Annotated in this window: 21 protein-coding genes; 6 read left to right on the top strand and 15 right to left on the bottom strand. The window is 72.9% G+C overall.

Features of this window, described 5'->3' with window-relative positions; genetic code table 11:
- Positions 1 to 172: 172 nt before the first annotated feature.
- Positions 173 to 1,051: an RNA polymerase sigma factor SigF gene (locus DTB53_RS11495; protein WP_012378394.1), complete on the top strand. Its 879-nt coding sequence runs from the start codon at positions 173 to 175 to the stop codon at positions 1,049 to 1,051.
- Positions 1,052 to 1,114: 63 nt separating this feature from the next.
- On the opposite strand, the gene DTB53_RS11490 is transcribed toward DTB53_RS11495, so the two are convergent.
- Positions 1,115 to 2,623 carry an amidase gene (locus DTB53_RS11490; protein ID WP_012378395.1) on the bottom strand — a complete coding sequence of 503 codons (1,509 nt, stop codon included), beginning with the start codon at positions 2,621 to 2,623 and terminating at the stop codon, positions 1,115 to 1,117.
- 173 nt (positions 2,624 to 2,796) lie between these two features.
- Positions 2,797 to 3,177, bottom strand: coding sequence for a hypothetical protein (locus tag DTB53_RS11485; RefSeq protein WP_012378396.1), 381 nt, complete (start codon positions 3,175 to 3,177; stop codon positions 2,797 to 2,799).
- A 200-nt stretch (positions 3,178 to 3,377) separates the two neighbouring features.
- On the opposite strand from DTB53_RS11485, the gene DTB53_RS11480 reads away from it, so the two are divergent.
- Positions 3,378 to 4,139, top strand: a complete 762-nt coding sequence (locus tag DTB53_RS11480; RefSeq protein ID WP_012378397.1) for a LolA-like protein — start codon at positions 3,378 to 3,380, stop codon at positions 4,137 to 4,139.
- On the opposite strand, the gene DTB53_RS11475 is transcribed toward DTB53_RS11480, so the two are convergent.
- The 8 genes from DTB53_RS11475 to DTB53_RS11440 form a co-directional block, all read right to left on the bottom strand.
- Positions 4,126 to 5,685: an NCS1 family nucleobase:cation symporter-1 gene (locus tag DTB53_RS11475; protein WP_012378398.1), complete on the bottom strand. Its 1,560-nt coding sequence runs from the start codon at positions 5,683 to 5,685 to the stop codon at positions 4,126 to 4,128. The two genes, DTB53_RS11480 and DTB53_RS11475, sit on opposite strands and share 14 nt — an antisense overlap.
- A gap of 153 nt (positions 5,686 to 5,838) precedes the next feature.
- On the bottom strand, positions 5,839 to 6,840 hold the full coding sequence (locus DTB53_RS11470) for a TIGR03842 family LLM class F420-dependent oxidoreductase (RefSeq protein ID WP_012378399.1): 1,002 nt from the start codon (positions 6,838 to 6,840) through the stop codon (positions 5,839 to 5,841).
- Between the two features lie 11 nt (positions 6,841 to 6,851).
- A complete protein-coding gene (hydA, locus tag DTB53_RS11465; protein ID WP_012378400.1) occupies positions 6,852 to 8,252 on the bottom strand; it encodes a dihydropyrimidinase in 1,401 nt (466 codons plus the stop codon).
- Between the two features lie 99 nt (positions 8,253 to 8,351).
- The gene (locus DTB53_RS11460) at positions 8,352 to 9,635 is read right to left on the bottom strand and encodes an aspartate aminotransferase family protein (protein WP_003965141.1); all 1,284 of its coding nucleotides are present in this window, start codon (positions 9,633 to 9,635) and stop codon (positions 8,352 to 8,354) included.
- Positions 9,632 to 10,474, bottom strand: coding sequence for a nitrilase-related carbon-nitrogen hydrolase (locus DTB53_RS11455; RefSeq protein WP_012378401.1), 843 nt, complete (start codon positions 10,472 to 10,474; stop codon positions 9,632 to 9,634). The genes DTB53_RS11460 and DTB53_RS11455 overlap by 4 nt, the downstream gene beginning before the upstream one ends.
- 266 nt (positions 10,475 to 10,740) lie before the next feature.
- The gene (locus DTB53_RS11450) at positions 10,741 to 12,369 is read right to left on the bottom strand and encodes a hypothetical protein (protein WP_042495742.1); all 1,629 of its coding nucleotides are present in this window, start codon (positions 12,367 to 12,369) and stop codon (positions 10,741 to 10,743) included.
- 160 nt (positions 12,370 to 12,529) lie between these two features.
- The gene (locus DTB53_RS11445; RefSeq protein WP_012378403.1) at positions 12,530 to 12,910 is read right to left on the bottom strand and encodes a PPOX class F420-dependent oxidoreductase; all 381 of its coding nucleotides are present in this window, start codon (positions 12,908 to 12,910) and stop codon (positions 12,530 to 12,532) included.
- A 58-nt stretch (positions 12,911 to 12,968) separates the two neighbouring features.
- A complete protein-coding gene (locus DTB53_RS11440; protein WP_003965145.1) occupies positions 12,969 to 13,238 on the bottom strand; it encodes a helix-turn-helix domain-containing protein in 270 nt (89 codons plus the stop codon).
- 73 nt (positions 13,239 to 13,311) lie between these two features.
- Here DTB53_RS11440 and map point away from each other — a divergent pair, with 73 nt between their 5' ends.
- Positions 13,312 to 14,079: a type I methionyl aminopeptidase gene (map, locus tag DTB53_RS11435; RefSeq protein ID WP_012378404.1), complete on the top strand. Its 768-nt coding sequence runs from the start codon at positions 13,312 to 13,314 to the stop codon at positions 14,077 to 14,079.
- A 189-nt stretch (positions 14,080 to 14,268) separates the two neighbouring features.
- Here map and DTB53_RS11430 read toward each other — a convergent pair whose 3' ends face one another.
- Both DTB53_RS11430 and ggt read right to left on the bottom strand, forming a co-directional pair.
- Positions 14,269 to 14,979 (bottom strand): glycoside hydrolase family 75 protein, encoded by a 711-nt coding sequence (locus tag DTB53_RS11430; protein ID WP_012378405.1) that lies wholly within the window; start codon positions 14,977 to 14,979, stop codon positions 14,269 to 14,271.
- 144 nt (positions 14,980 to 15,123) lie between these two features.
- Positions 15,124 to 16,941 carry a gamma-glutamyltransferase gene (gene ggt / locus DTB53_RS11425; protein ID WP_012378406.1) on the bottom strand — a complete coding sequence of 606 codons (1,818 nt, stop codon included), beginning with the start codon at positions 16,939 to 16,941 and terminating at the stop codon, positions 15,124 to 15,126.
- A 472-nt stretch (positions 16,942 to 17,413) separates the two neighbouring features.
- Between ggt and DTB53_RS11420 the strand changes: the two genes are divergently transcribed.
- Both DTB53_RS11420 and DTB53_RS11415 read left to right on the top strand, forming a co-directional pair.
- Positions 17,414 to 18,352, top strand: coding sequence for an SDR family oxidoreductase (locus tag DTB53_RS11420; RefSeq protein WP_012378407.1), 939 nt, complete (start codon positions 17,414 to 17,416; stop codon positions 18,350 to 18,352).
- Positions 18,353 to 18,647: 295 nt separating this feature from the next.
- The gene (locus DTB53_RS11415) at positions 18,648 to 19,427 is read left to right on the top strand and encodes a S1 family peptidase (RefSeq protein WP_003965150.1); all 780 of its coding nucleotides are present in this window, start codon (positions 18,648 to 18,650) and stop codon (positions 19,425 to 19,427) included.
- A 110-nt stretch (positions 19,428 to 19,537) separates the two neighbouring features.
- Here the strand turns inward: DTB53_RS11415 and DTB53_RS11410 are convergent, their stop codons facing one another.
- The 3 genes from DTB53_RS11410 to DTB53_RS11395 all read right to left on the bottom strand — a co-directional run bounded on the left by DTB53_RS11410 (position 19,538) and on the right by DTB53_RS11395 (position 21,997).
- Positions 19,538 to 20,047: an SRPBCC family protein gene (locus DTB53_RS11410; protein ID WP_003965151.1), complete on the bottom strand. Its 510-nt coding sequence runs from the start codon at positions 20,045 to 20,047 to the stop codon at positions 19,538 to 19,540.
- Complete coding sequence (locus tag DTB53_RS11405; RefSeq protein ID WP_003965152.1) at positions 20,044 to 20,439, bottom strand: ArsR/SmtB family transcription factor; 396 nt, start codon at positions 20,437 to 20,439, stop codon at positions 20,044 to 20,046. The genes DTB53_RS11410 and DTB53_RS11405 overlap by 4 nt, the downstream gene beginning before the upstream one ends.
- A gap of 157 nt (positions 20,440 to 20,596) precedes the next feature.
- Entirely contained in the window at positions 20,597 to 21,997 is a 1,401-nt protein-coding gene (locus DTB53_RS11395; RefSeq protein ID WP_172595254.1) for a CLIPPER-2 domain-containing protein, read from the bottom strand.
- A gap of 410 nt (positions 21,998 to 22,407) precedes the next feature.
- Between DTB53_RS11395 and DTB53_RS11390 the strand changes: the two genes are divergently transcribed.
- Positions 22,408 to 23,037 (top strand): TMEM175 family protein, encoded by a 630-nt coding sequence (locus DTB53_RS11390; protein ID WP_003965154.1) that lies wholly within the window; start codon positions 22,408 to 22,410, stop codon positions 23,035 to 23,037.
- Positions 23,038 to 23,092: the final 55 nt, after the last annotated feature.

Here is a 23,092-nt window from a genome sequence, read left to right as displayed (position 1 = left end):
GCCCTCCGCAGGGAGAAGGCTGTGTTTGAGAGCACCGATCGGGGACAGACGCGGAAGCAGCGTGCTTAGGCAGATAGGCACACACTCATGGGAGCGGCATCGGCCGCCGTGAGGTGTTCCCTGTCGGTGCACTCCCGTGTTGTCCACACACATCAGTCACCGGGAGACCTTCGTGCCGACCAGAACGCAGCACCCTCAGCTCTCCACCACCCCGCGACACGACACGTCCGCCGCCCCCACCGCGCTTCCGCGCATCGATGCCCCCGGGGAGATCGCGCCGAAGGACGCACGGAAGCTGGCGGTTCTGTTCTTCGACCAGTTGCAGGTACTGGAAGAGGGCACACACGCGTACCAGTACGCGCGGAACACCCTGATCGAGATGAACCTCTCGCTGGTGCATTTCGCGGCGAAGCGCTTCCGCAACCGCGGCAGCGGCGAGATGGAGGACATCATCCAGGTCGGCACGATCGGGCTGATCAAGGCGATCGACCGGTTCGAGCTGAGCCGGGAGGTCGAGTTCACCTCGTTCGCCATCCCGTACATCGTCGGCGAGATCAAGCGGTTCTTCCGCGACTCGACGTGGGCCGTCCATGTACCCCGCCGTCTGCAGGAACTGCGCGTGACCCTCGCCAAGACGCGCGAGGCGCTCTCCACCCGTCTCGACCGCGAGCCCACGGTCGCCGAACTCGCCCACCATCTGGAACTCACCGAAGAAGAGGTCATCGAGGGGCTCATAGCCGCCAACGGTTACACGGCGGGCTCCCTCGACCTGCCCATCGGCGCCGACCAGAACAGCGCCGAGACGGTCACCTACGGCGACATCAAGGGGGACGTCGACCCGGCCATGGAACTGGTCGAGGACCTGCACACGTTGGCTCCCCTGCTGGAGCGGCTGGACGAACGGGAGCGCGAGATCGTCGCGATGCGCTTCGGCCGGGAGATGACACAGGCCCAGATCGGCGAGCACCTCGGCATCTCCCAGATGCATGTCTCCCGGCTGCTGTCCCGGCTGCTCACCAAGCTCCGCAAGGACATGCTCACCGAGAAGTGACGAGCCGGAGGGAGAGGTGACACCGGACCGCCGGGCCGGCGGTCCGGGCGTGAGCATCGCCCGTCAGACCGGTGGCCGGTGCTCGAACCAGCGCCGGTCGTCCTCCAGTTGGGCGGCGAGCGCGATCAGCCGCTCCTCGCTGCGGGAGGGGCCGAGCAGTTGGGCCCCGACCGGCAGGCCGGAGCGCGTGAAGCCGGCCGGGACGTTCACCCCGGGCCAGCCGAGGACGTTCCACGGCCAGGCGTAGGGGCAGGCGGCGGCCATCGCGACGTCGGTGCGCCAGGCGCTCAGGTCGTCGAATCTGCCGATCCGGGGCGGCGGCGCTGCCGTGGTCGGGGTGAGGAGCACGTCGAACCCGGAGGTGTCGAAGAGGGCGCCGATCCTGCGGTGCTGGCGCACCTCGCGGGCGCGGGCGGCCCGCACCACCCGCCCGCCCAGCCGCGTCCCGGTGCGCAGGGCGCTGCGGGTGCGCGGGTCGAGCAGGGCCGGTTCGGGGTGCCGGGCGGCGAACTCGGCGATGCCCACGGTGGCCCGGGGCACGAAGGAGAGGCCGATCAGTCCGTACCGGGGACGGGCCTCCTCGACGCGGTGGCCGAGCCGGGCGAGGGCCTCGGCGAGCGCGGTGACGGCCCGGCGCACCTCCGGGTCCGGTCCGGCGCCGGTGAGCGTGAGCGGGGGGCGCCAGGCGAGGGCGATACGCAGGCGGCCCGGGTCGCGGCGGGCGGCGTCGGCGGCGCGCACGGCGGGCGGGCGGTGGAGGTCCTCGGGGTGGGATCCGGCGACGGCGTCCAGGAGCAGCGCGGCGTCGGCGACCGTCCGGGCGAGGGGGCCGTTCACGGTGAGCCCCTGGAAGGAGTCGCTGTGCGGGTGGACGGAGACGCGCCCGCGCTGCGGTTTGATGCCGACGAGATGCGTCCACGCGGCGGGGATGCGCACGGACCCGGCGCCGTCCGAGCCGAGGGCGGCGGGGACGAGCCCGGCGGCGACAGCGGCGGCCGAGCCGCCGGACGAGCCGCCCGGGGTGTGCGCGGTGTTCCACGGGTTGCGGGTGGCGCCGAAGGCGGTTCCCTCGGTGAAGGGCCACTGGCCCAGTTCGCAGGAGTTGGTCTTGCCGACGACGACGGCTCCGGCGGCGCGCAGCCGGCGGACCACCTCGCTGTCGGAGACGGCCGGGGGCCGCTCACCGTCGCAGCCGAAGTGCGTGGGCAGGCCCGCCACATCGGTGTCGTCCTTGACGGCGACCGGAACGCCCAGGAGCGGCAGCCGCTCCCCCGCCGCGAGCCGGCGGTCGGCCTCGGCGGCCTCGGCGAGAGCCGCCTCGGCGCGCAGGTGGCGGAAGGCGTTGAGGGTCGGCTGCGTGGCCTCGACGCGGGCCAGGGCGTCGGCCACGAGTGCGGTGGAGGTGGTGGTGGCGTCGGCGAGCCGGCGGGCGCTCTCCGCGAGTCCGGGGAGCGGCGACGGGCCGGGGACCGCCGGACGGGGGGAGCGACCGGGCTCGCGTACGGCCGGGCCGGTCTGCTCGGTGCGTCCCGCTTCCGTCGGTTCCGCTGCGGTGGGCTCCGCTGAGGACATGGGCGTGCCGCCTCCCTCGTGTCGCGGGGCCGGCCGGTCGTCCCGGCTGCGCCCACACGTACTTACTGGAGGGTAACGAGAGGAGGCGGCACGCTCAACCGTTCGGGCCGCTCCTGCCGTTGCGGATACGGCCCGTGCGGCAGGTGGTGGTGCCGGTTCTCACCGCTCCGGCATCACGGGCGGATGTGGATCTCGCCGATACCGGTGCCGATCTTCCCGCAGTGGGCGGTGGACTGGCCGGACTCGCCGGGCCTCAGCGTGACGTGGTTGCCGTCGACGTCCGGGGCCCAGCCGCAGACCAGATGGACCCAGAAGGTCTGCGTCTGGCCGCCGTTGTTGCGACAGAGCGCGAAGCCCGTGTACGCGTCGACGGCGTGCTTGCCGGTGTCGCAGGACAGGCCGGGCGGGATCGCGGCCGGGGCCGCGGTCGCCGACGTGACCGAGACCGCCAGCGCGGACACCGTCGCCGTGGCGGCGAGCGCCCGCAGGAGGGACCGGGAGCACTTCCCCATGGCCTTGGCGCCCTTGCTCCTCGTCCCCGTGAACAGATTCATCGATGGTCTCCTCCGTGCTGCGTGCGGACGTGATCCCGGGCGGGATCACCGCAGCCTTGCCCACGCTCCGTGGCCGAAAACACCGAGGTGCTTCACCCTCCGTAGGCGCGCCGGGCGGTGCCCCCTCTCCCGGCGTACGCTCGAATGTGCCGGTCATCCTGGTTCGTACGCCCTGACCGGGGCCTTTTCGAGGAGGCGACGTGAGCGGACACCGATGGGCCGCCCGGGCGGCCGCGGGTGCGGCGGCCGTCGCTCTCACCGTGACGGGTGGCGCCCTCGCGCGGGCTGACGACGACATCGACACGCTCCCCGCCGAGGAGATCGCCGAACGCGCCCGCGACGCCCTGGTCGACGTCCGGTCCCTGCATCTGAGCGCGCGCGGCAGCATCGACGGGACCGGGGAGGACATGAGCATCGACCTCACGCTGGACCGCGAGGGGAACTGCGCGGGCGGGGTGGACATGGGCGACGACGGTTCGGTGGAGATCGTGAAACGCGGCGACGACGTCTGGCTGAAGCCGGACGCCGCCTTCTGGAACACCCATGTGCCGATCGGCGGTTCCACCTTCGACACGATCCTCGACGGCCGCTACATGAAGGCCTCGGCCGACGACCCCCGGCTGCTGGAGGTGACCGAGGTCTGCGACCTCGACACGTTCCGCGAGCTGGTCACCGACAACGTCGGCACCGACGACCTCGACACGCTGACGAAGGGCGCGAAGACCGACGTGAACGGCGCGCCGACCGTCCCGGTGACCCGGGCCGAGGGCGGTGAGCGCCTGACGGCCTTTGTGGCCGCCGAGGGCACGCCGTACCCGGTGCGGATCACCCTGCGGAACGGGGACGGGGAAGGGACCGTGGACTTCTCCGGCTTCGACCGGCCGGTGCCCGCGGCCACTCCCTCGGCGGACGAGACGGTGGACGTCACGGCGCTGCTGGGCCGCAGCGTCAAACCGGTGTGACCGGCCGGGTCGTCGACCGCCGCGTCAGCGCCACGTACAGCAGCAGCGAGGAGGCGAGCCCGACCGCCCAGCCGTAGTCGGCCAGCGGCTTCAGGAACGGGATCAGGCCGTCGGCGGGGAACGGGCCCTTCCCGGGGGCCGAGTGGGAACCGCCCACCGCGAGGACGCCGCCGGCCGCGAAGGCCACCACCGCCCGCCAGTTCCAGCCGCTCCGGTACCAGTACCGGCCGCCGGGCCGGTAGAGGTCGGCCAGGTCGAGAACCGTGCGGCGGATGATCCAGTAGTCGGCGATCAGGATGCCCGCCACCGTGCCCAGCAGTCCGCCGACCAGCCCCAGCCAGGTGAAGATGTAGAGCTCGGGCGTCTCGGTGAGCTTCCACGGCATGATCACGACCCCGAGCACGCCCGTGATCAGCGCCCCGGTGCGGAAGCTGATGAACCTCGGCGCGAGGTTCGCCAGGTCGTACGCGGGTGAGACCACGTTCGCCGCGATGTTCACCGAGACCGTCGCGATCAGCACGGTGACCAGACCGAAGACCAGGCCGAAGACGTTGTCGGTCCGGGCGACGAGCTGGACCGGGTCCCAGAGAGCCACCCCGTACACCGCCTGCGACCCGGAGGTGACGAAGACCGAGAGCAGGGCGAAGAAGGTCATCGTGGTCGGAAGCCCGAGCGACTGGCCCCGGATCTGGGCGCGTTGGCCCGCGCCGAAGCGGGTGAAGTCGGGGATGTTGAGGGAGAGCGTCGACCAGAAGGCGATCATGCCCATCAGCGAGGGGAAGAAGACCGGCCAGAAGTCGGCGCCCCAGCCGAGTGCGGAGGGCTGGTCCAGCAGCGGACCGAATCCGCCCGCCTTGGCCGCGACCCAGACGAGCAGCACGACCGCGCCGACCAGGACGAAGGGCGCCGCCCAGTTCTCGAAGCGGCGCAGGGTGTCCATCCCCCGGTGGATGATGGCCAGTTCGAGGGCCCAGAAGAGGACGAAGCAGAGCCAGAGCGTCCAGGGCTGCCCGCCGATCTCCGCCGCGCCGGCCCAGCCGCCGAAGATCTTGCCGAGCAGCGTGAAGATGCCGACGCCGCCGATCCAGGTCTGGATGCCGAACCAGGCGCAGGCGACGGCGGCCCGGATCAGCGCGGGCAGATTGGCGCCGCGCAGCCCGAAGGAGGCGCGGGCCAGCACGGGGAAGGGGATGCCGTACTTGGGTCCGGCGTGGCCGGTCAGCAGCATCGGGGCCAGCACGATCACATTGGCGAGCGCGATGGTGAACACGGCCTGTTTCCAGTCCATGCCGAGCGCCACCAGACCGGAGGCGAGCAGCCAGGACGGGATGTTGTGGGCCATCCCGATCCACAGGGCCGCGAAGTTGTACGTCGTCCAGGTGCGCCGCTCCACGGGGACGGGCAGCAGGTCGTCGTTGGCGAAGCGGGGGTCGTCGGGGACGTGTCCGTGGGCGAGTTCGACCCGGCCGGAGGCGGCCGGGCCGGATATCGCGTCACCCGGGGAGACCGGTGGGGTGGGTGGGGTGGGTGGGACGGTGGCGGTCATGGCGGACGGGCCCTTCGCTCGGGAGCGGTGCCGTGCGGGGCGGTGCGGGTGGTGCGGGCCGAGCGGGTGGTGCGGGCCGTGCGGGGTGTGCGGGCCGTGCGGGGTGTGCGGGGGTGTGCGTGCGAAGCGCGAGGGGGACGGAGCGTCAGGCGGTCACGCGGTCAGGGCCGGGATGATCTCGGCCCCGTAGGCGTCGATGGTCGCCTCGCGGGCGTCGTGCATGTTGTACAGCGCGAACTGGTCGACGCCCATGTCCCTGAGCGCCCGGAGCTTCTCGATGTGCGCCTCGGCGGGACCGAGCAGACAGAACCGGTCGACGATCTCGTCCGGGACGAAGGCGGTGTCCGGGTTGCCGGCGCGCCCGTGGTGGCTGTAGTCGTAGCCGGAGCGTCCGGCGATGTACGCGGTCAAGGCCTCCGGCACCAGGCCGGAGTGCTCGCCGTAGCGGGCGACCAGGTCCGCCACGTGGTTGCCGACCATCCCGCCGAACCAGCGGCACTGCTCGCGGGCGTGGTCGAGGTCGTCGCCGACGTAGGCGGGGGCGGCGACGCAGATGGTGACGGAGTCCGGGTCCCGTCCGGCGTCGGACGCCGCGTCCCGTACCGCCTTGATCATCCACTCGGTGAGGAAGGGGTCGGCGAGCTGGAGGATGAACCCGTCGGCCTTCTGCCCGGCCAGCGCCAGGGCCTTGGGCCCGTAGGCCGCCATCCACACCGGGAGCTTCCCGTCCTTCACCCAGGGGAGCTGCACGGGCTGCCCGTCGACGGTCGCCTCCCGGCCCTCCGCGAGGTCCCGGATGACGTCGATGGCCTCGCCGAGCCGGGCCAGGGTGTTGGGCCTGCGGCCCGCGACGCGCATCGCGGAGTCGCCGCGACCGATGCCGCAGACGGTGCGGTTGCCGTACATGTCGTTGAGGGTGGCGAAGGTCGAGGCGGTGACCTCCCAGGTTCGGGTGCCCGGGTTGGTGACCATGGGACCCACGGTCAGCTTCTCCGTGTGCTCCAGGATGCGGCTGTAGATGACGAACGGCTCCTGCCAGAGCACCGCCGAGTCGAAGGTCCAGCCGTAGCGGAAGCCGTTGCGTTCGGCGCGCCGCATCAGGCCGACGACGGCGGAGGCGGGCGGGTCCGTCTGGAGGACGAGGCCGAAGTCCATGGCGGGATCTCCTAGTCGAGGTACTGACTGGTGGCACGGGGGGTGTACCTGCCGTGTCCGGCGCGGCCGGTGAACTCCCCCTCTTCGATGACGAGTTCGCCGCGCGAGAGCACGGTCTCGACCCGGCCGGTGATGCGTTTGCCCTCGTATGCCGAGTAGTCGACGTTCATGTGGTGGGTCTCGGCGGAGAGGGTCTGCTCGGCGGCCGGGTCGTAGATGACGATGTCGGCGTCGGCCCCCGGGGCGATGGTGCCCTTCTTCGGGTAGAGGCCGAACATCCGGGCCGGGGAGGCGCAGGCGATCTCGATCCAGCGGCGGCGGGTGATGTGCCCGTCCACGACGGCCTGGTGGAGCAGGTCCATGCGGTGTTCGACACCGGGCATACCGTTGGGGATCTTGGAGAAGTCGCCGCGGCCCATCTCCTTCTGGCCCGAGAAGCAGAAGGGGCAGTGGTCGGTGGAGACGACCTGGAGTTCGTTGTTCCGCAGGCCCCGCCAGAGGGCTTCCTGGTGCTCCTTGGGGCGCAGCGGGGTGGAGCAGACGTACTTGGCGCCCTCGAAGTCGGGCTCGGCGAGGTTGTCGGTGGAGAGGAACAGGTACTGCGGGCAGGTCTCGCCGAAGACCGGGAGGCCCTGGTGGCGGGCGGCGGCGATCTCCGCCACGGCCTCGTCGGCGGAGACGTGGACGACGTAGAGGGGGGATCCGGCGACCCGGGCGAGCTGGACGGCCCGGTGGGTGGCCTCGGCCTCCAGGGCGACCTTGCGCACGTCCCCGTGGTAGCGGGGGTCGGTGCGGCCCTCGGCGAGCGCCTGCTCGACCAGGACGTCGATGGCGATGCCGTTCTCCGCGTGCATCATGATCAGTCCCCCGTTGCCGGAGGCCCTTTGCATGGCGCGCAGGATCTGGCCGTCGTCGCTGTAGAAGACCCCGGGGTAGGCCATGAACAGCTTGAAGGAGGTGACGCCCTCGGAGACGAGGAGGTCCATCTCCTTGAGCGAGGAGGGGTTCACGTCGGCGAGGATCATGTGGAAGGCGTAGTCGATGGCGCAGTTGCCGTCGGCCTTGGCGTACCAGGCGTCGAGCCCTTCGCGCAGGGAGCGGCCCACGCTCTGGATCGCGAAGTCGACGATGGTGGTGGTGCCGCCCCAGGCGGCGGCCCGGGTGCCGGTCTCGAAGGTGTCGGCGGCGTACGTTCCGCCGAACGGCATCTCCATGTGGGTGTGCCCGTCGACGCCGCCCGGGATGACGTACTTGCCCGTCGCGTCGATCCGCCGGTCGGCGCTCCAGCTCTCGGCGGCGTCGGTCCCGTGGGCGGCGAGCGCGACGATACGGCCGCCCTCGACGAGCACGTCGGCGTGGATCTCGTCGGACGCGGTGATGACCAGGCCACCGTGGATGACGGTGCGGCTCATGGGTGCTCCTCACTGCGGGGCGCCCCGGCCGGTCCGTGGGCGTACGGCCGGGGGCGGCCCCGCGCGGTTCGTATACGTACGGGCCCCGCCGGACGGGGGTCAGCCCGCCGCGTGCAGGGCGTCCGCGAGGATCGCCGCGCCTTCCTCGGCCTCGGCGACGGTCAGGGTCAGCGGTGGGGCGATGCGGAGCACGCTGGTGCTGTGGCCGCCGCCCTTGCCGATGAGGAGCCCGCCCGCGCGGGCCGCTTCGAGGACGGCCGCGGCGGCTTCGGGGTCGGCCTCGTCGGTGCCGGGCCTCACCAGCTCGATGCCGATCATCAGGCCCCGGCCGCGCACCTCGCGGACGGCGGGCGAGGCCGCGGCGACGGACCGCAGGCGTTCGATGAGGAGCCCGCCGACGCGCCGCGCGTTGCCCTGGAGGTCGCGCTCCAGGAGGTACGAGAGGTTGGCGAGCGAGGCCGCCATGGTGATCGGCGAACCGCCGAAGGTGGAGATGGAGTTGGCGTCGAGGCAGTTCATCACCTCGGCCCGGGCCACCACTCCCCCGACCGACATGCCGTTGCCGATGCCCTTGGCGAAGGTGAGGATGTCCGGCGGTCCGTTCTCGGCGTGCGCCTGCCAGCCCCAGAAGTGGTCGCCGGTCCGGCCCCAGCCGGTCTGCACCTCGTCCGAGATCCACAGCACCCCGTGCCGGTCCAGGACCTCCCGGAAGGCGGCGAACAGGCCGTCGGGCGGGGAGGTGAAACCGCCGACGCCCTGGACGGGTTCGGCGATCAGGGCCGCGGGCCGGCGGGTGTGCCCGAGGAGGTCCTCCAGGTCGGCGACGCACGCCCGGACGAACGCCTCGTCGCTCAGCTCGGCGTACGGGCCCCGGGTGCGGACGCCGCCGTGGACGTACAGGGTCTGGAGCGGGGAGAGACTCGTGGGCGACCAGGCCTGGTTGCCGGTGATGGAGACCGTGGAGAACGACCGGCCGTGGTAGCTGTTGCGCATCGCGAGGATCTGGTTGGACCTGCGGTACGCGGTGGCGAGCAGCAGGGCCGTGTCGTTGGCCTCGGTGCCGGAGGTGGTGAAGAAGACCCGGGCGTCGGGGATGCCGGAGAGGGCGGCGATCCGCTCGGCCATCTCCACCATGGGGCGGTTGAGGTAGAGGGTGGAGGAGTGGATGATCCGCCCGGCCTGTTCGGCGACCGCCTTGGTCACCTCCGGCAGGGCGTGGGCGGTCATCGTGGTGAGGATGCCGCCGAAGAAGTCCAGATAGCGGTTGCCGTCCGCGTCCCAGACGTGGCGGCCCTCGCCGTGGGTGAGTTCGAGGGGGTGGCGGTAGTAGAGGGCCAGCCACTCGGGGCTGACGGCGAGGTGGCGCTCGTACAGACCGGTCACGGCTCCACCAGCCCGTCATAGGCGTCGGGGCGTCGGTCCCGGTAGAACGCCCACTGCTGCCGGACCTCCTCGATCAGGTCGAAGTCCAGGTCGCGGACGACGAGTTCCTCCTCCTTGTCGCTGGCGACCTCCCCGACGAACTGGCCGCGCGGGTCGACGAAGTAGCTGGTGCCGTAGAAGTCGTTGTCGCCGTACTCCTCCCGGCCGACCCGGTTGATCGCCGCGACGAAGTACTCGTTGGCGACGGCGGAGGCCGGCTGCTCCAACTGCCAGAGGTGGCTGGATAGTCCACGTGAGGTGGCCGAGGGGTTGTACACCAACTGCGCTCCACCGAGTCCGAGTTGCCGCCAGCCCTCGGGGAAGTGCCGGTCGTAGCAGATGTAGACGCCGACCTTGCCGACGGCGGTGTCGAAGACCGGCCAGCCGGCGTTGCCGGGCTTGAAGTAGTACTTCTCCCAGAACCCCTTGACCTGCGGGATGTGGTGCTTGCGGTACTTGCCGAGGTAGGAGCCGTCGGCGTCGATCACGGCCGCGGTGTTGTAGTAGAAGCCGGACTGCTCGATCTCGAAGACCGGGACGACGATCACCATGCCGGTCTCCCGGGCCAGGTCCTGCATGCGCCTGACGGTCGGGCCGTCCGGGACCGGCTCGGCCCAGCGGTAGTGCTCGGGCTCCTGGACCTGGCAGAAGTAGGGGGCGTTGAACACCTCCTGGAAGCCGATGATCCCCGCCCCCTGCCGGGCGGCCTCGCGCGCGTGTTCCTCGTGCTTGGCAATCATCGATTCGGTGTCGCCGGTCCAGGTCGCCTGGACGAGTGCGGCGCGTACGACGTGGGACATGAGCTGCTCCTTCGACGCGGCGTCAGAGAGCCTGCACGCTTTCTCTACGCACGTAGATCGGTGCATGGATGGAGAACGTAAGCCCCTCCGTCCGGCGGGGCAAGACCATCGCCGTGAACCGGCGGAGTCGATCATGTTTCGCACCCGACCGGTCCACAACGGGCACGACCCCGATCCGCGGTGGTGCTCAAGCCGGTCCCGAGGGCGTCAGAACGCGCCGGAGGACCGTGCCGGGGCTCCGTACTCCCGGGCAGCACACCGTGGTCTCAGACGCCCGGTACGCCCGCCACCCGCAGCGCGTGCACCAGGTCCCATCCGCGTTCCGACGACACCTCGCGGGCCGCCGCCCGGAGGAGTGGCAGCAGCCGGGGTCCGCCGGTCCCGGCCAGTTCGGCGGCCTCCCGCGGAGTCCGTACGCGGACGAAGGCTTCGAGCAGGTCCCGCGCCTCCCGCTCCCGGTCGGCGCCGTCCAGGGCGAGCACCGCCTCGGCCACCTCGGCGGCGGGCCGGGCGACGCCCTGACGCAGCAGGAGCCCGCAGTCCGCCGCGCGCCCGGCGTCGGCCAGCGCGCCCGCGGCGGCGGCGAACCCGGCGGGCGGCAGCGAGGACACCTCCCAGAGCAGGGTGGCCCAGTCGGCGGCGAGCCCGGCCCGGCGCAGGGCCACCGCGAGCACCGGCAGCCGGGGCGCGGGCCAGGCCGCGACCTCGCAGAGGACCGCGTGCGCCTCACCGCCGAGCCCTTCGGCGCGCAGCCGGACCAGTCGGGCGACGGCCCCGGCGACGGCCCGCCCGGCGATCGGATCCGCCAGGGCGTCCTGATCCGGCGGGACGTCCGGCGCGCCGCCCGGCCCGACCGCGCCCGGGCCCTCGCGCCGCTCCTCCCCCGCGCTCGCGCCCCCGCCGAAGCGGGCACCGCGCGGGGCGGGCGGGCCCGAGCCGGCGGGCGCGGGCGGACCGGGCAGCGGCGAGTCCGCGCCGCCGGCCTCCTCCTCGACGTCCAGACCGGCGAACCGGGCTCCTCGCGGCTTCCGGCGACGGGGCGCGGGGGACTGCGCCGGGGCGGGGGCGTGTGCGGGGGTGTGCCCCGGGGCGGGGGCGTGTTGCGGGGCCGGGTCATGTGCGGGCGCACGTGCCGGGGCGGGGGCGTGTGCGGGCGCGGCGGCCCGGGGCCCGTGGCCGCTCCCGGCCGCGCCGGGGCTCGGATGCCCGGCCGCCGCGTCCGGAGTCCCGGCACGCGGCCGTGGGGCCCTGAGCGACCAGGCAGGCCCGGCGGGCGCGGCGGAGGACACGGCGGTCGCGGCGGGCGGCCCGCCGCCCACGACGGGCTGCCCGGCGGCCCCGTCCGGCTCGAAAGCCCCGTCGGCCCCCGTCCCCCGCCCGTCGGGGACCTCCGTCCGGAACCAGCCCTCGGGGACCGTCACGGCCGCCAGCCGGCCCCGCAGCTCGGCGCAGCGGGCGGTGGCGCGTTCGTGGTCGTCGCGGGCCCAGGCCCGCGCTTCCGGTTCCGCCGGGTCCGGGCCGCCGGGTCCGGCGCCGCGCAGGCGTCGGGCCGCCTGTTGCTGCTCTCGGACCATCAGCTCCAGACGGTGGACCAGCTCCTGGCGTCCACCGGGCCGCCGGTCATGGCTGGCAGCGGACGCGGAGTAGAGCGCGGCGGCCCGGACCGAGACCTGTTCGGCGTGCCGGGAGCCGTAGAGGGAGGCGAGGTCCGCGAGCAACGACTCCACCACGTCCCAGGGCGGGATCTCCACCCCGTCCAGGCAGGACCGCATACCGGCCGGGTCGCGTCGGGCGAAGACCCCGTACCAGCCGCTTCCGGGGTCCAGTCGCGCCACCAGCTCCCGCAGATATTGCGCGAACTCACCTACTTCGTCCGCCTTCTGATGCACCGTCATAGCCGCCCTCGCCGATCGCCGACCGGAGCCCCGCCCGTCCGGAGGCATTGGACCTCAGACGTGTTACGGGACGGCTACGCGCGGCTTTCGGGCACGCTGCGGCGTGAGCACACCGCTCGGCGGCGGGCCCTCCCCCTTCTCCGGGGAGGGCGCGCGGGCCTCAGAAGGTGATGGCGATCCCGGTGTGCGGGCGCTTGCCGAGCCGGGCGACGGTGGCGGGCCAGTCGACGAGCCAGAACTTCCAGGTGTACTTGCGCGCCAGCAGTTTGCGCGCCGCGCGGGTGCCGTCCTCGTCGAGGAGGGTCGCGGTGCCCTCCGCACTGGGGGCTCCCTCGGCGATTCTGCCGCGTACGTCGCAGACGGTGACGGCCACCTTGCCGTTGTTGCGCAGCCGCTTGACCTTCCATGAGTCGGAGCGGGTCCAGACGTACAGCACATCGCCCTCGGCGGCGGCCCAGACGGGCGTGGCGACGGGCGTGCCGTTCTTCCGGTACGTGGTCAGGCTGACGTACTCGCTGCGTGCGAAGTCCTGGAGAGTCACGGCGCGACCCTACGCGCCCCGGGGGCCGGCCCGCCGGTCAGGGCTCACCCGAAAGGCGCTACGCGATCAGCGGAGTGGCGGCCGGTTCGGGCGCGCAGTGGCCGAGGATCTCGTCCAGGGAGAGGCCCAGCGCACCGGCGAGGGCGGCCACGGTGAAGAAGGCGGGGGTCGGTGCGCGACCGGTCTCGATCTTCCGCAGGGTCTCCGCGGAGATTCCGGCGCTCGCGGCGACGGCGGCCATGCTGCGTTCGCCGCGCGCCGCACGGAGCAGCGCACCGAGCCGTTCGCCGCGCAGACGTTCTTCGGGTGTCAGAGGGGTACGGACCATGGGCCCATCGTACTACGGAATACCATTTCTATACCGTCATTACTATACCGCTTCTACCGGTATAGTAATGGGCATGGTGCACATCAAGACGGACACACACATCGCGGCGATGCGGGAGGCCGGCCGGGTGGTCGCGCAGATCCTGACCCGGGCGCGGGAGGTGGCGGCGGTCGGCGTGACCCCCCGCCAACTGGACGAGGCGGCCCGCGAGGTGCTCAGCGCGGCCGGGGCCTCCTCGCCGTTCCTGAACTACAGGCCGCACTTCGCGCCCACCCCGTTCCCGGCCGTCATCTGCGTCTCGGTCAACGACGCGATCGTCCACGGCATCCCGTCGGCCGATCCGCTGCGCGACGGGGACCTGGTCAGCGTGGACGCGGGAGCCCTCCTGGGCGGCTGGGCCGGAGACTCGGCGATCAGCTTCACCGTGGGCGAGGCCCGCCCCGCGGACACCCGGCTCATCGACACGGCGAACGAGGCCCTGGCGGCCGGGATCGGCGCGGCCGTGCCCGGCAACCGCATCGGCGACATCGCCCACGCGATCGGCACGGTCTGCCGGAAGGCCGGCTACGGCATCCTGGAGGGGTACGGCGGCCACGGGATCGGCAGGTCCATGCACGAGGACCCGTCCGTGCCGAACGAGGGCCGGCCGGGGCGCGGCATGCCGCTGCGGCACGGCATGGTCCTGGCGATCGAGCCCATGCTGATCGCCGGGGGCGGCGACGAGTTCCGCCACGACGAGGACGGCTGGACGCTGCGGACCACCGACGGCACCCGCGCCTCGCACGCCGAGCACACGGTGGCGATCACGAACGACGGCCCGCGCGTCCTGACCGCGCTGTAGGCGGTGCGCCCGGGACGGCTCCCGGGCGCCGCCCAGGAGGTTTCCCGTCGGAGGGGTGCGGCGCGCCGGGCGCTCGGTTCGACAACGGACGGGTTCGAGCGGCCGGCCGGGCCGGCCGCCGCCACCCGGCGTTGCCCCGGCCCGAGGTCGTTGTGGCGGGCGGTGTCCCGCGCGGGCCCCGCCCGCGTGTCAGCGCCCGACGAACTCCCGGGCCCGTTCGGCTCCCCGGCTCCGCGCCCGCGCGCGGCTCTCGATCGGGGAGACGCGGGAGTCCTTGAACGCGATGTAGGTGACCCCGGACTCGGCGCCCCCGGTCGACGGGTCGGGGTCGATGCCCAGGGTCTTCGCCATGGCGTACGACGCTTCCCCGATGATCCCCGTGGGACCGGTGTCGCCGATCACGCCGTAGCGCACCCGGTCCCGGTACACGACCGCCACGACGCTGCCGCCGGTGAGTCCCGACCTGCGGTAGTCCCACACCTTGCTCGCCCCCGGTACGACCACATGGGGGAGGACGGCGGAGTCCAGGGGTTCGCCGCGGGAGCTCGGGAACGCGGTCTCCGGGAGGAAGTACGGATCGGTCTTCCGGCTGCAGGCCTTCGTCTCGCGCCCGTCGCAGTCGATGTCCATGTCCGCCTTCCAGAAGACGGCGTCCCCGGTGCCGCAGACGGGCACCGTGGCCCTGGAGGCTCCGCTGTCCGTGCGGTAGGCGCCTTTCGAGATCCGGGAGCAGGCGCGGACCTCGGCCAGCAGTTCGGCGGCGGTCGCGGGCGCGCCCGCTTCGGCCGCCAATGGCTCCTGGCCGGCCCCGGGGCCGGTGGCGGACGCGGGCAGGGCCGCCGCTCCGAGGAGTGCGGCGCAGCAGGCGGCGGATGTGAGGGCGAGCACGCGGGTGCGCATGGTGCGGAGGACCCCTTTCCGTTCCGTGGGCCGGCGAGGGAATCCCGTACGGATCCCCTCGCCGGCACGCCAAGGCCGCGGGGCCGGCACCGCGCGCTGTCACGCGTGGTGCCGGCCCCGGGGCCCGTGCTTCGTCCGGGCGGCTCAGCGACCGCCGCCCGGATGCACCACCATGGCCGAACCGCCGCCGCGGCGCACCTTTTCCGCCGCCGCCAGCCAGCGGCCGTCGGGCAGCCGCTGCACCCCGGTGGCGGCCCCGATCTCCGGATTCTGCTTGAAGGCGTGGCCGAGCTTCTCCAACTCCGCGCGGACCGGGCTGTTCCACAGCTCCGGCTCGATCTCCGTCGTCGGCGTGTTGCGCTGGCTGGCGCGCGGCGCGGCGATCGCGTCGACCAGCGGGAGCCCCCGGTCCAGGTGACCGGTGAGCGACTGGAGCACGGTCGTGATGATCGTGGCCCCGCCCGGCGAGCCGAGCGCGAGCACCGGCTTGCCGTGCTCCAGCACGATGGTGGGCGACATCGAAGAACGCGGCCGCTTGCCCGGTCCCGGCAGGTTCGGGTCGTGGACCGCCGGGTTGGCGGGCGCGAAGGAGAAGTCGGTCAGTTCGTTGTTGAGCAGGAACCCCCGACCGGGCACGGTGATGGCGCTGCCTCCGGTGGACTCGATGGTTAGGGTGTAGGCGACGACGTTGCCCCACTTGTCGGCCGTCGTGAGGTGGGTGGTGTTCTCGCCCTCGAAGGTGGTGGGCGCGGCCGTGCCGCCGCTGCCGCACCGCTCCGGGTGCCGAGGGTCGCCCGGCGCCAGCGGGCTGGTCAGCGCCCTGTCGTCGCGGATCAGGCACTCCCGCGCGTCGGCGAACCGCTGGCTCAGCAGCCCCTTCGTGGGCACGTCCTCGAACGCGGGGTCGCCGACCCAGCGTCCCCGGTCGGCGAACGCGATCCGGCTCGCCTCGATCAGGCGGTGGAGGTAGCGCACCCGGTCCGCGCGGGAGAGGTCGGTGGACTCCAGGATGTTGAGGGCCTCGCCGACGCCGGTGCCGCCGGACGAGGAGGGGGCCATACCGTAGACGTCCAGGCCCCGGTAGTTCACCCTGGTGGGGTCCTGGCGCAGGGTCCGGTAGGCGGCGAGGTCGGCGCGGGTCAGATCGCCGGGCCGCACCACCCGGGTGGCGTCGGGATCGACGGGCGGATTGCGCACCGTACGGACGATGTCGTCGGCCAACTCACCCCGGTACAGGGCCCCGACGCCCTCGCGGCCGAGCTTCTCGTACGTACGGGCCAGGTCGGGGTTCTTGAACACGGAGCCGACCACGGGGAGTTCACCGCCCGGCAGGAACAGCTCGGCGGAGGCCGGGAAGTCGGCGAACCGGGCCTGGTTGGAGGCCGTCTGCGAGCGGAAGGTGCCGTCCACGACGAAGCCGTCCCTGGCCAGGCGCTCGGCCGGTTTCAGCAGCGTACGGAGGGACTTGCTGCCCCACGCGTCCAGGGCCCGCTCCCAGGTGGCCGGGGTGCCGGGCGTGCCGACGCCGAGACCGCTGGTCACGCCCTCCTCGAAGGGGATCGGCTTGCCGTTCTCCAGGAAGAGGGAGGCGTCCGCGCTGCGGGGCGCGGTCTCGCGGCCGTCGATGGTCCGCACCTGGCGCTTCTTCGCGTCGTAGTGGACGAAGTAGCCACCGCCGCCGACGCCCGCCGAGTACGGCTCGGTCACCCCGAGCGCGGCGGCCGTCGCCACGGCCGCGTCCACCGCGTTGCCGCCCTTGCGGAGCACCTCGATCCCGGCGGCCGACGCGTCCGGGTCGACGCTCGCCACCGCTCCCCCGTAGCCCACCGCCACCGGGGACTTGGGCGGCGCGGGACGCGGGGCGGCGGACGGCGCCGAGCCCGCCGGGGCGGCGGCTCCCACCGACGCGACCACGGCGAGTACGGCCAACAGCGACGTGTTCCGGCCGACGGAACGGCGCATACGTACCTCCAGTCAACGGATCTCCCGCCGCAGGGTAGCCCCGGGCATGCCGGATCGTCAGGACCGCCTCGGACTCGCCCGCGCCCACGAGACGAATTCCTCAGCGGGCAAGGGAGTCGAGGGAGCAGATCCTCCGCGGCCGGCCCGCCGGCGCTCTCCGTCTCGCGACGTCGCATCCGACGGAGCCGTCCGTGACCCGCTGACCGCTGGGCTACGGGGCCGCAGGCTGAGCGGCCCCCTGCCCTCACACGGGCGGAGTCACCCGGATGCGGGGAGCGCACCCGCACCGGGCAGGCAACACCGGCACCGGCACCGGCACCCATGCTCGCCGGCGCTCGGGCCCTCTTCGCGACCTCGCTTCCCGGCCCTTGGTCCGAGTGCCGCAGACCCGGTTGCGGGGGCCGGCCGGTGGCTCGACGGTGGTGCGGAGGGCCGGCCGTGCGGTGGCGCGGTCAGCGAGCGAGGAGAACCGATGCACCACAGCCCCGACGGGTCCCACGGCCGCCGTGTTCCCGGCGGCCCCCTGCACGGGCGGGTCGCGGTCGTCACCGGTGCCGCTCGCGGCGTCGGCGAAGCGCTCGCCCGCAGCCTCTCCGACGCCGGAATGCACGTCGCCCTGCTCGGCCGGGAAAGGGCGACCCTGCGGGAGACCGCCGCGTCCCTCTCCGGCCCCAGCATCTGCGTCGAGTGCGACATCACCGACCGCACGGCGCTCGCGGACGCGGCCCGCCGCGTGGAAACGGGGCTCGGGCCGGCGAGCGTGGTCGTGGCCAACGCCGGGATCGCGGTGAGCGGCCCGTTCGACCGCACCGACGCCGAGCTCTGGCAGCGCGTCATCGACGTCAATCTCACCGGCTCCGCCGACACCGCCCGCGCCTTCCTCCCCCAGCTCACCGCCACCCGCGGGTACTTCCTCCAGATCGCCTCCACCGCGGCGTTCGGAGCCGCTCCCATGATGAGCGCCTACTGCGCCTCCAAGGCGGGGGCCGAGTCGTTCGCCCTGGCGCTGCGCGGTGAGGTGGAGCCGGACGGCGTCCGGGTCGGCATCGCCTATCTGCACTGGACCGGCACCGACATGCTCACCGGCATCGACGACGATCCCGTCCTCGAAGCGCTGCGCCGCAATCAGCCCCGCCCCGCCCGCCGCGTCCACAGCTCCGCCCAGGTCGCCCAGTGGCTGACCCGGGGCATCGCCCGCCGCAGCCGCAACATCTACGCCCCGCCCTGGCTCCGCTGGTGCCAGCCCCTTCGGCCGTTGTTCCCGGTCCTCGTCGCCCGGGCGGCCCGCCGCGAACTGCGCGCCCGCCCCAGCCGGGAACTGTCCGCGCCCGTCGAGGTCCTGGGGGCCGGAGGGCGAGCCGACTGGAGCTCCTACCGGGCCTCCCGCTCCGGCCCTCCGGCAGACGGGTAGGGCGGCCCGCCCCCTCTGCCGGGTGTCCGGCGCCCCCCGCGGCGGCGGTCCCGCACGGCGTACGTGACACGACCGCTCCCAGCCGTACGGGGTCGTTCCGGGCGGCGCGTCCCCGGTCCGCGTGACCCGGGCGTCCTGGAGGGGCGGTGGTGGCGCGTACGAGCTTGGCCGAAATGTGCGCCTTGTGGCAGCGGCCACCCGTTCCCGACAATCGCAGCATCTTGACGGGTGCATGACCATGCCGTCGCGCCCCGTCGGGGTTCCCACAGCGACCCCCCACGAAAGAAGGCAATCCGTGAAGCACTTCCTGCGTGCGCTGAAGAGATGCTCCGTCGCCGTCGCCACCGTCGCCATCGCGGTCGTCGGCCTCCAGCCCGTCACCGCCTCGGCCGCCCCCAACCCCGTCGTCGGCGGAACCCGCGCCGCCCAGGGCGAGTTCCCCTTCATGGTCCGGCTCTCCATGGGCTGCGGCGGCGCCCTCTACGCCCAGGACATCGTCCTCACCGCCGCCCACTGCGTGAGCGGATCGGGCAACAACACCTCGATCACCGCCACCGGCGGCGTCGTCGACCTCCAGTCGTCCAGCGCCGTCAAGGTCCGCTCCACCAAGGTCCTCCAGGCCCCCGGCTACAACGGCACCGGCAAGGACTGGGCGCTCATCAAGCTCGCCCAGCCCATCAACCAGCCCACGCTGAAGATCGCCACCACCACCGCCTACAACCAGGGCACGTTCACCGTCGCCGGCTGGGGCGCCAACCGCGAGGGCGGCAGCCAGCAGCGCTACCTGCTCAAGGCCAACGTCCCGTTCGTCTCCGACGCCGCCTGCCGCTCCGCCTACGGCAACGAGCTCGTGGCCAACGAGGAGATCTGCGCCGGATACCCCGACACCGGTGGCGTCGACACCTGCCAGGGTGACTCCGGCGGCCCGATGTTCCGCAAGGACAACGCCGACGAGTGGATCCAGGTCGGCATCGTCAGCTGGGGCTACGGCTGCGCCCGGCCCGGCTACCCGGGTGTCTACACCGAGGTCTCGACCTTCGCTTCCGCCATCGCCTCGGCCGCCCGCACGCTCTGACGGCACGTACCGGCACCCGGCCGCTCCCGGGTGATCACCCCTGATCAGCGCCGGGGGGCGTCCGTCTTCTCGGGCGCCCCCCGGCCCTCGTGCCCGCCGCCCCCTCGGGCTCAGCCGAACAGGTCGAGGTAGTGCTGCGCGTGGACCGGGTGGTAGTCACCGAAGTCGACGGATGCCGGGTCACCACCGGTCTCGGCGACGACGAGCCGGTCGAGGTAGTAGTCCCAGCCGGGGCCGACCCCGCCCGCCATGGCCGGGTCGTCGCCGACGGACTGGCTGAACGTGAGCGTGGTGACGCCCTCGTGCTCGACGAGCGTGAGGGTCATGTGCCAGGCGAACTCCTGCCCGGGCACCCGTGACGTGAGGACGAGACGACGAGGGGCCCGGCACTCCTCGATGGTGAAAAGCTCGGCCTGGTGCTCGTCGCCCTCGTAGAGCATCCGGAAGCGCACCGATCCGGTCGACGGGTCGCCCGTCCATGCGCCGATCCACCGGGCCAGCCGCTCCGGCTCGGTGACCGCCGCCCAGACGTCCTCGATGCCGGCCCGGAAGGTGCGGTCGAAGGCGATGCTGTCCAGGCCGTCGACGGTCACGCGACGCCCGGTGGGGGTGCTGGTCATGCGGATTCCTCCTGAGGTCTTACGGCGTCGGGTGCGGCGTCGGCGCCGGCCCGGCGGTCGTGAACGGTTCTGCGGACCTCCAGGTCGAGGGCGTCGAAGGCGCTCTCGGGGATCGGGGGGCGCCGCGCGGCGAGCTCGTCGAGCAGGGCGCGGACCGGCGCGAGGCCCGCACGGGCGAGCGCGTAGTGGCGCTCGCGACCGCGATCCTCGACGGTGACCAGCCCCGCCTCGGTGAGCACACGCAGATGCTTGCTCACCGCGGGCCGGCTGATCGGATGCCGCGCCGCGAGGTCGACCACCCGGGCCGGGCCGGAGGCGAGGGCGCGCAGCAGGTCCCGACGTACGGGGTCGGCCAGGGCGTCGAACGGGTCCACCCCATATTGGTAACTCATTGGTTACCAATATGCAAGTGCTCGGCTCCACGGCCCGGCACCCGGGGGGGGCCGGGACATGGCCGTGCGGCACCCCCGCCCACCGGCCGTGGTGGGCGGGGGTGCCGTCGGAGGCCTCCCGGCCGGTGCCGTCCCGCGGGTCCTGGCGGGACGGCCCTCAGGCGCCGGTGGAGCAGGGGTCGCAGCAGGAGGGGGCCGGTTGCACGCAGATCGTGACGGTGTCGGTGTTATTCGTGATGTCGGGGTCCTTCTCCTGGCCGGTGACCGAGGCGGTGTTCGCGACCCGTCCTGGCCTGGTCGCCTTGGCCCGGACGACGAGCGTGGCGGTGGCGCCGTCGGCCAGGTCGCCCACGGCCCAGCGACCGGTCGCCGGGTCGTGGCCGCCCTGGGTTCCGTCGGCCGAAAGGAAGGCGAGGCCTTCGGGGAGCCGGTCGGTGACGGAGACCCCGGTGGCGGGGTTCGGGCCGGTGTTGCGGACCGTGACGCGGTAGGTGACCGTCTGGCCGACGGTGACCGTGGTGGCGTCGGCGGCCTTCGTCACGGTCAGGTCGGCGGCGGGCTTGACCTGGGTGATCTGCTCGTTGGACGTGGACGTCAGGGGCTGCGGTGTGTCGCCGAGACGGTTCTCGTAGGTGGCGGTCGCCGTATTGCTGATCCGTTCCCCGCCGCTCTCCCGGGAGATGACGACCCGGTACTCCACGGTGGTCCCCGCCGGCAGGGTCTCGGTGTTGGGCAGGCTTCCGCCCGCGTCCCCCGAGGCGCCGTTGCCGAGGTGGAAGACGACCTTGTCCTCCTCCGCGTCGTAGTACGCTTGGTCGTCGCCCTGCGCGTCGCTCTTGGTCCCGGCGTTCGGCCCGTCCACGACGCGCAGGGATCCGGGCAGGTAGGTCGTCCCGCGCGGGATGACGTCGGTGAGGACGAGGTCCTCGGCCGCGCCCCCGCCCTCGTTCTTGGCCGTGACCCGGTAGGTGACGGTGTCCCCGACCTCCAGCGGCCCGGCGGGAACGGCGGCCTTGGCGAGTTCCACGTAGGGGGCGGTGCCGAAGAAGATGCCGTCCAGGAAGTTCCCGATGCCCTGGTTGCCGCCGGCGGCCGAGATGGAGCGGAACGCGAACCGCGTCAGGACCTGGCCGGCCGGCACCGTGTACGTGCCCGTGTAGTAGCCCCAGGCGGTCGTGCCGTCGGTGAACCGGCGCTGCTCCACCGTGGAGCCGGGCGCCCCGATGTCCAGCGCCATGGTGTCGTCCCCCTGCCGGCCCCGGTGGTAGAGCCGCCAGTACAGCGTCGTGCCGGGGGTACTCGGCAGATCCTGGTAGAGCGTGGAGACCTGGTTCGCGTTGAGTTCGGCGAACTGGGCGCCATGGGCCGCGGGCACCCCGTTGAAGCCCGACCGCCACAGTTCGATCCGGTGGTCGGTGGCGGTGGTCAGCCAGCCCGGGACACGCTTGGCCGCCTGCGTCTGCGAGGAGTCCGGCAGGATCTCCACTCCGGTCACCGAGGGCTCTTCGAAACTGCCGTTGGCCAGGGCGACGCGCAGTGGGGCTGAAGGTGTGGACATCGGTCTTCCCCTCAAGTCGATGCTCGTGGAGCGCCCCGCCGCGCGCACGTGCCTCACGGGTCGCGGCGGGGCGGAACAGCCAGTAGCTCAACTCATGCGACGTGTCCCGTGAAGCGACCACGAGTGACCGTCGGCCAACCCCGCGCGACGCGTTTGGACGTCGGATCACGGTCCGTTCCCGGGTTCCTCCGCCGCACCGGGGACGCTCCCGCCCCACACGCCCCACGCCGCGCTCCTCTCCACTCCCGTCCTGGCCTGAAGATCGCGCGCGCTCCTCGCCCTCACCGCCGCGGAGGGTGAACCGGCCGCCGAAGGGGTTGACGCTCCGGACGGCCGCCCAGCGGTCCACCGGTGGGGCGGCGTGCCCGCAGTCGGAGCAATTCGCGGTCGGTCGCGGGCGAGGGAGCAGGGTGGCCCGGGTGAGTAACGGCAGCCCTTCACCAGCACGCCCCGACCGTTTGATCACCTTGACCGACGGCATCTTCGCGATCGCCATGACGCTCCTGGCGCTCGAGGTCCGCGTCGCACCGGACCTGGACTCCGGGCAGTTCCACGCCGCGCTGCGCGAGACCGTTCCCCAGCTCGCCGCCTACGCGCTGAGCTTCCTCATCCTGTACATCTTCTGGCGCGACCAGCGGCAGATCCTGCTGATGTCCGCGAAGACGGGCGGGCTCCCCCAGCATCTGGCCCTCGCGGTGCTCGGCGTGATCGCGCTGGTTCCGTTCCCCACGTCGCTCCTGGCCGAGTACGGGGACCGCGAGCCGTTGGCGGTGGCGATGTACGCCGCGACCATCTGCCTCATCGACCTGTTGCAGCTCGCCATGTTCGCGACGCTGAGAGGGAGGCACGGGGTGCGCGGCGTGGGCGAGTGGCGGGACACCGCCGCCGATCTGGGCGCGACGATCGTCGTGTTCGGGGCGTCCGTGCCCATCGCCTTCTTCGCACCCCAGGCGGCCATGTGGTGGTGGCTCGCCCTCTTCCCCGCGAAGGCCGTCCTCGGCAGGCGGGAGAGGCTCCGCGGCGCCCGCCGGGACGGCTGACCCCGCGGTTGCCGCGGGACGGCAATGATTCCCCCCGGGAAGAACCGGAGTTGAC

This window comes from Streptomyces griseus (genome assembly GCF_900460065.1).
GTDB lineage: Bacteria > Actinomycetota > Actinomycetes > Streptomycetales > Streptomycetaceae > Streptomyces > Streptomyces griseus.
This window is presented reverse-complemented; position numbering and strand designations above follow the sequence as displayed.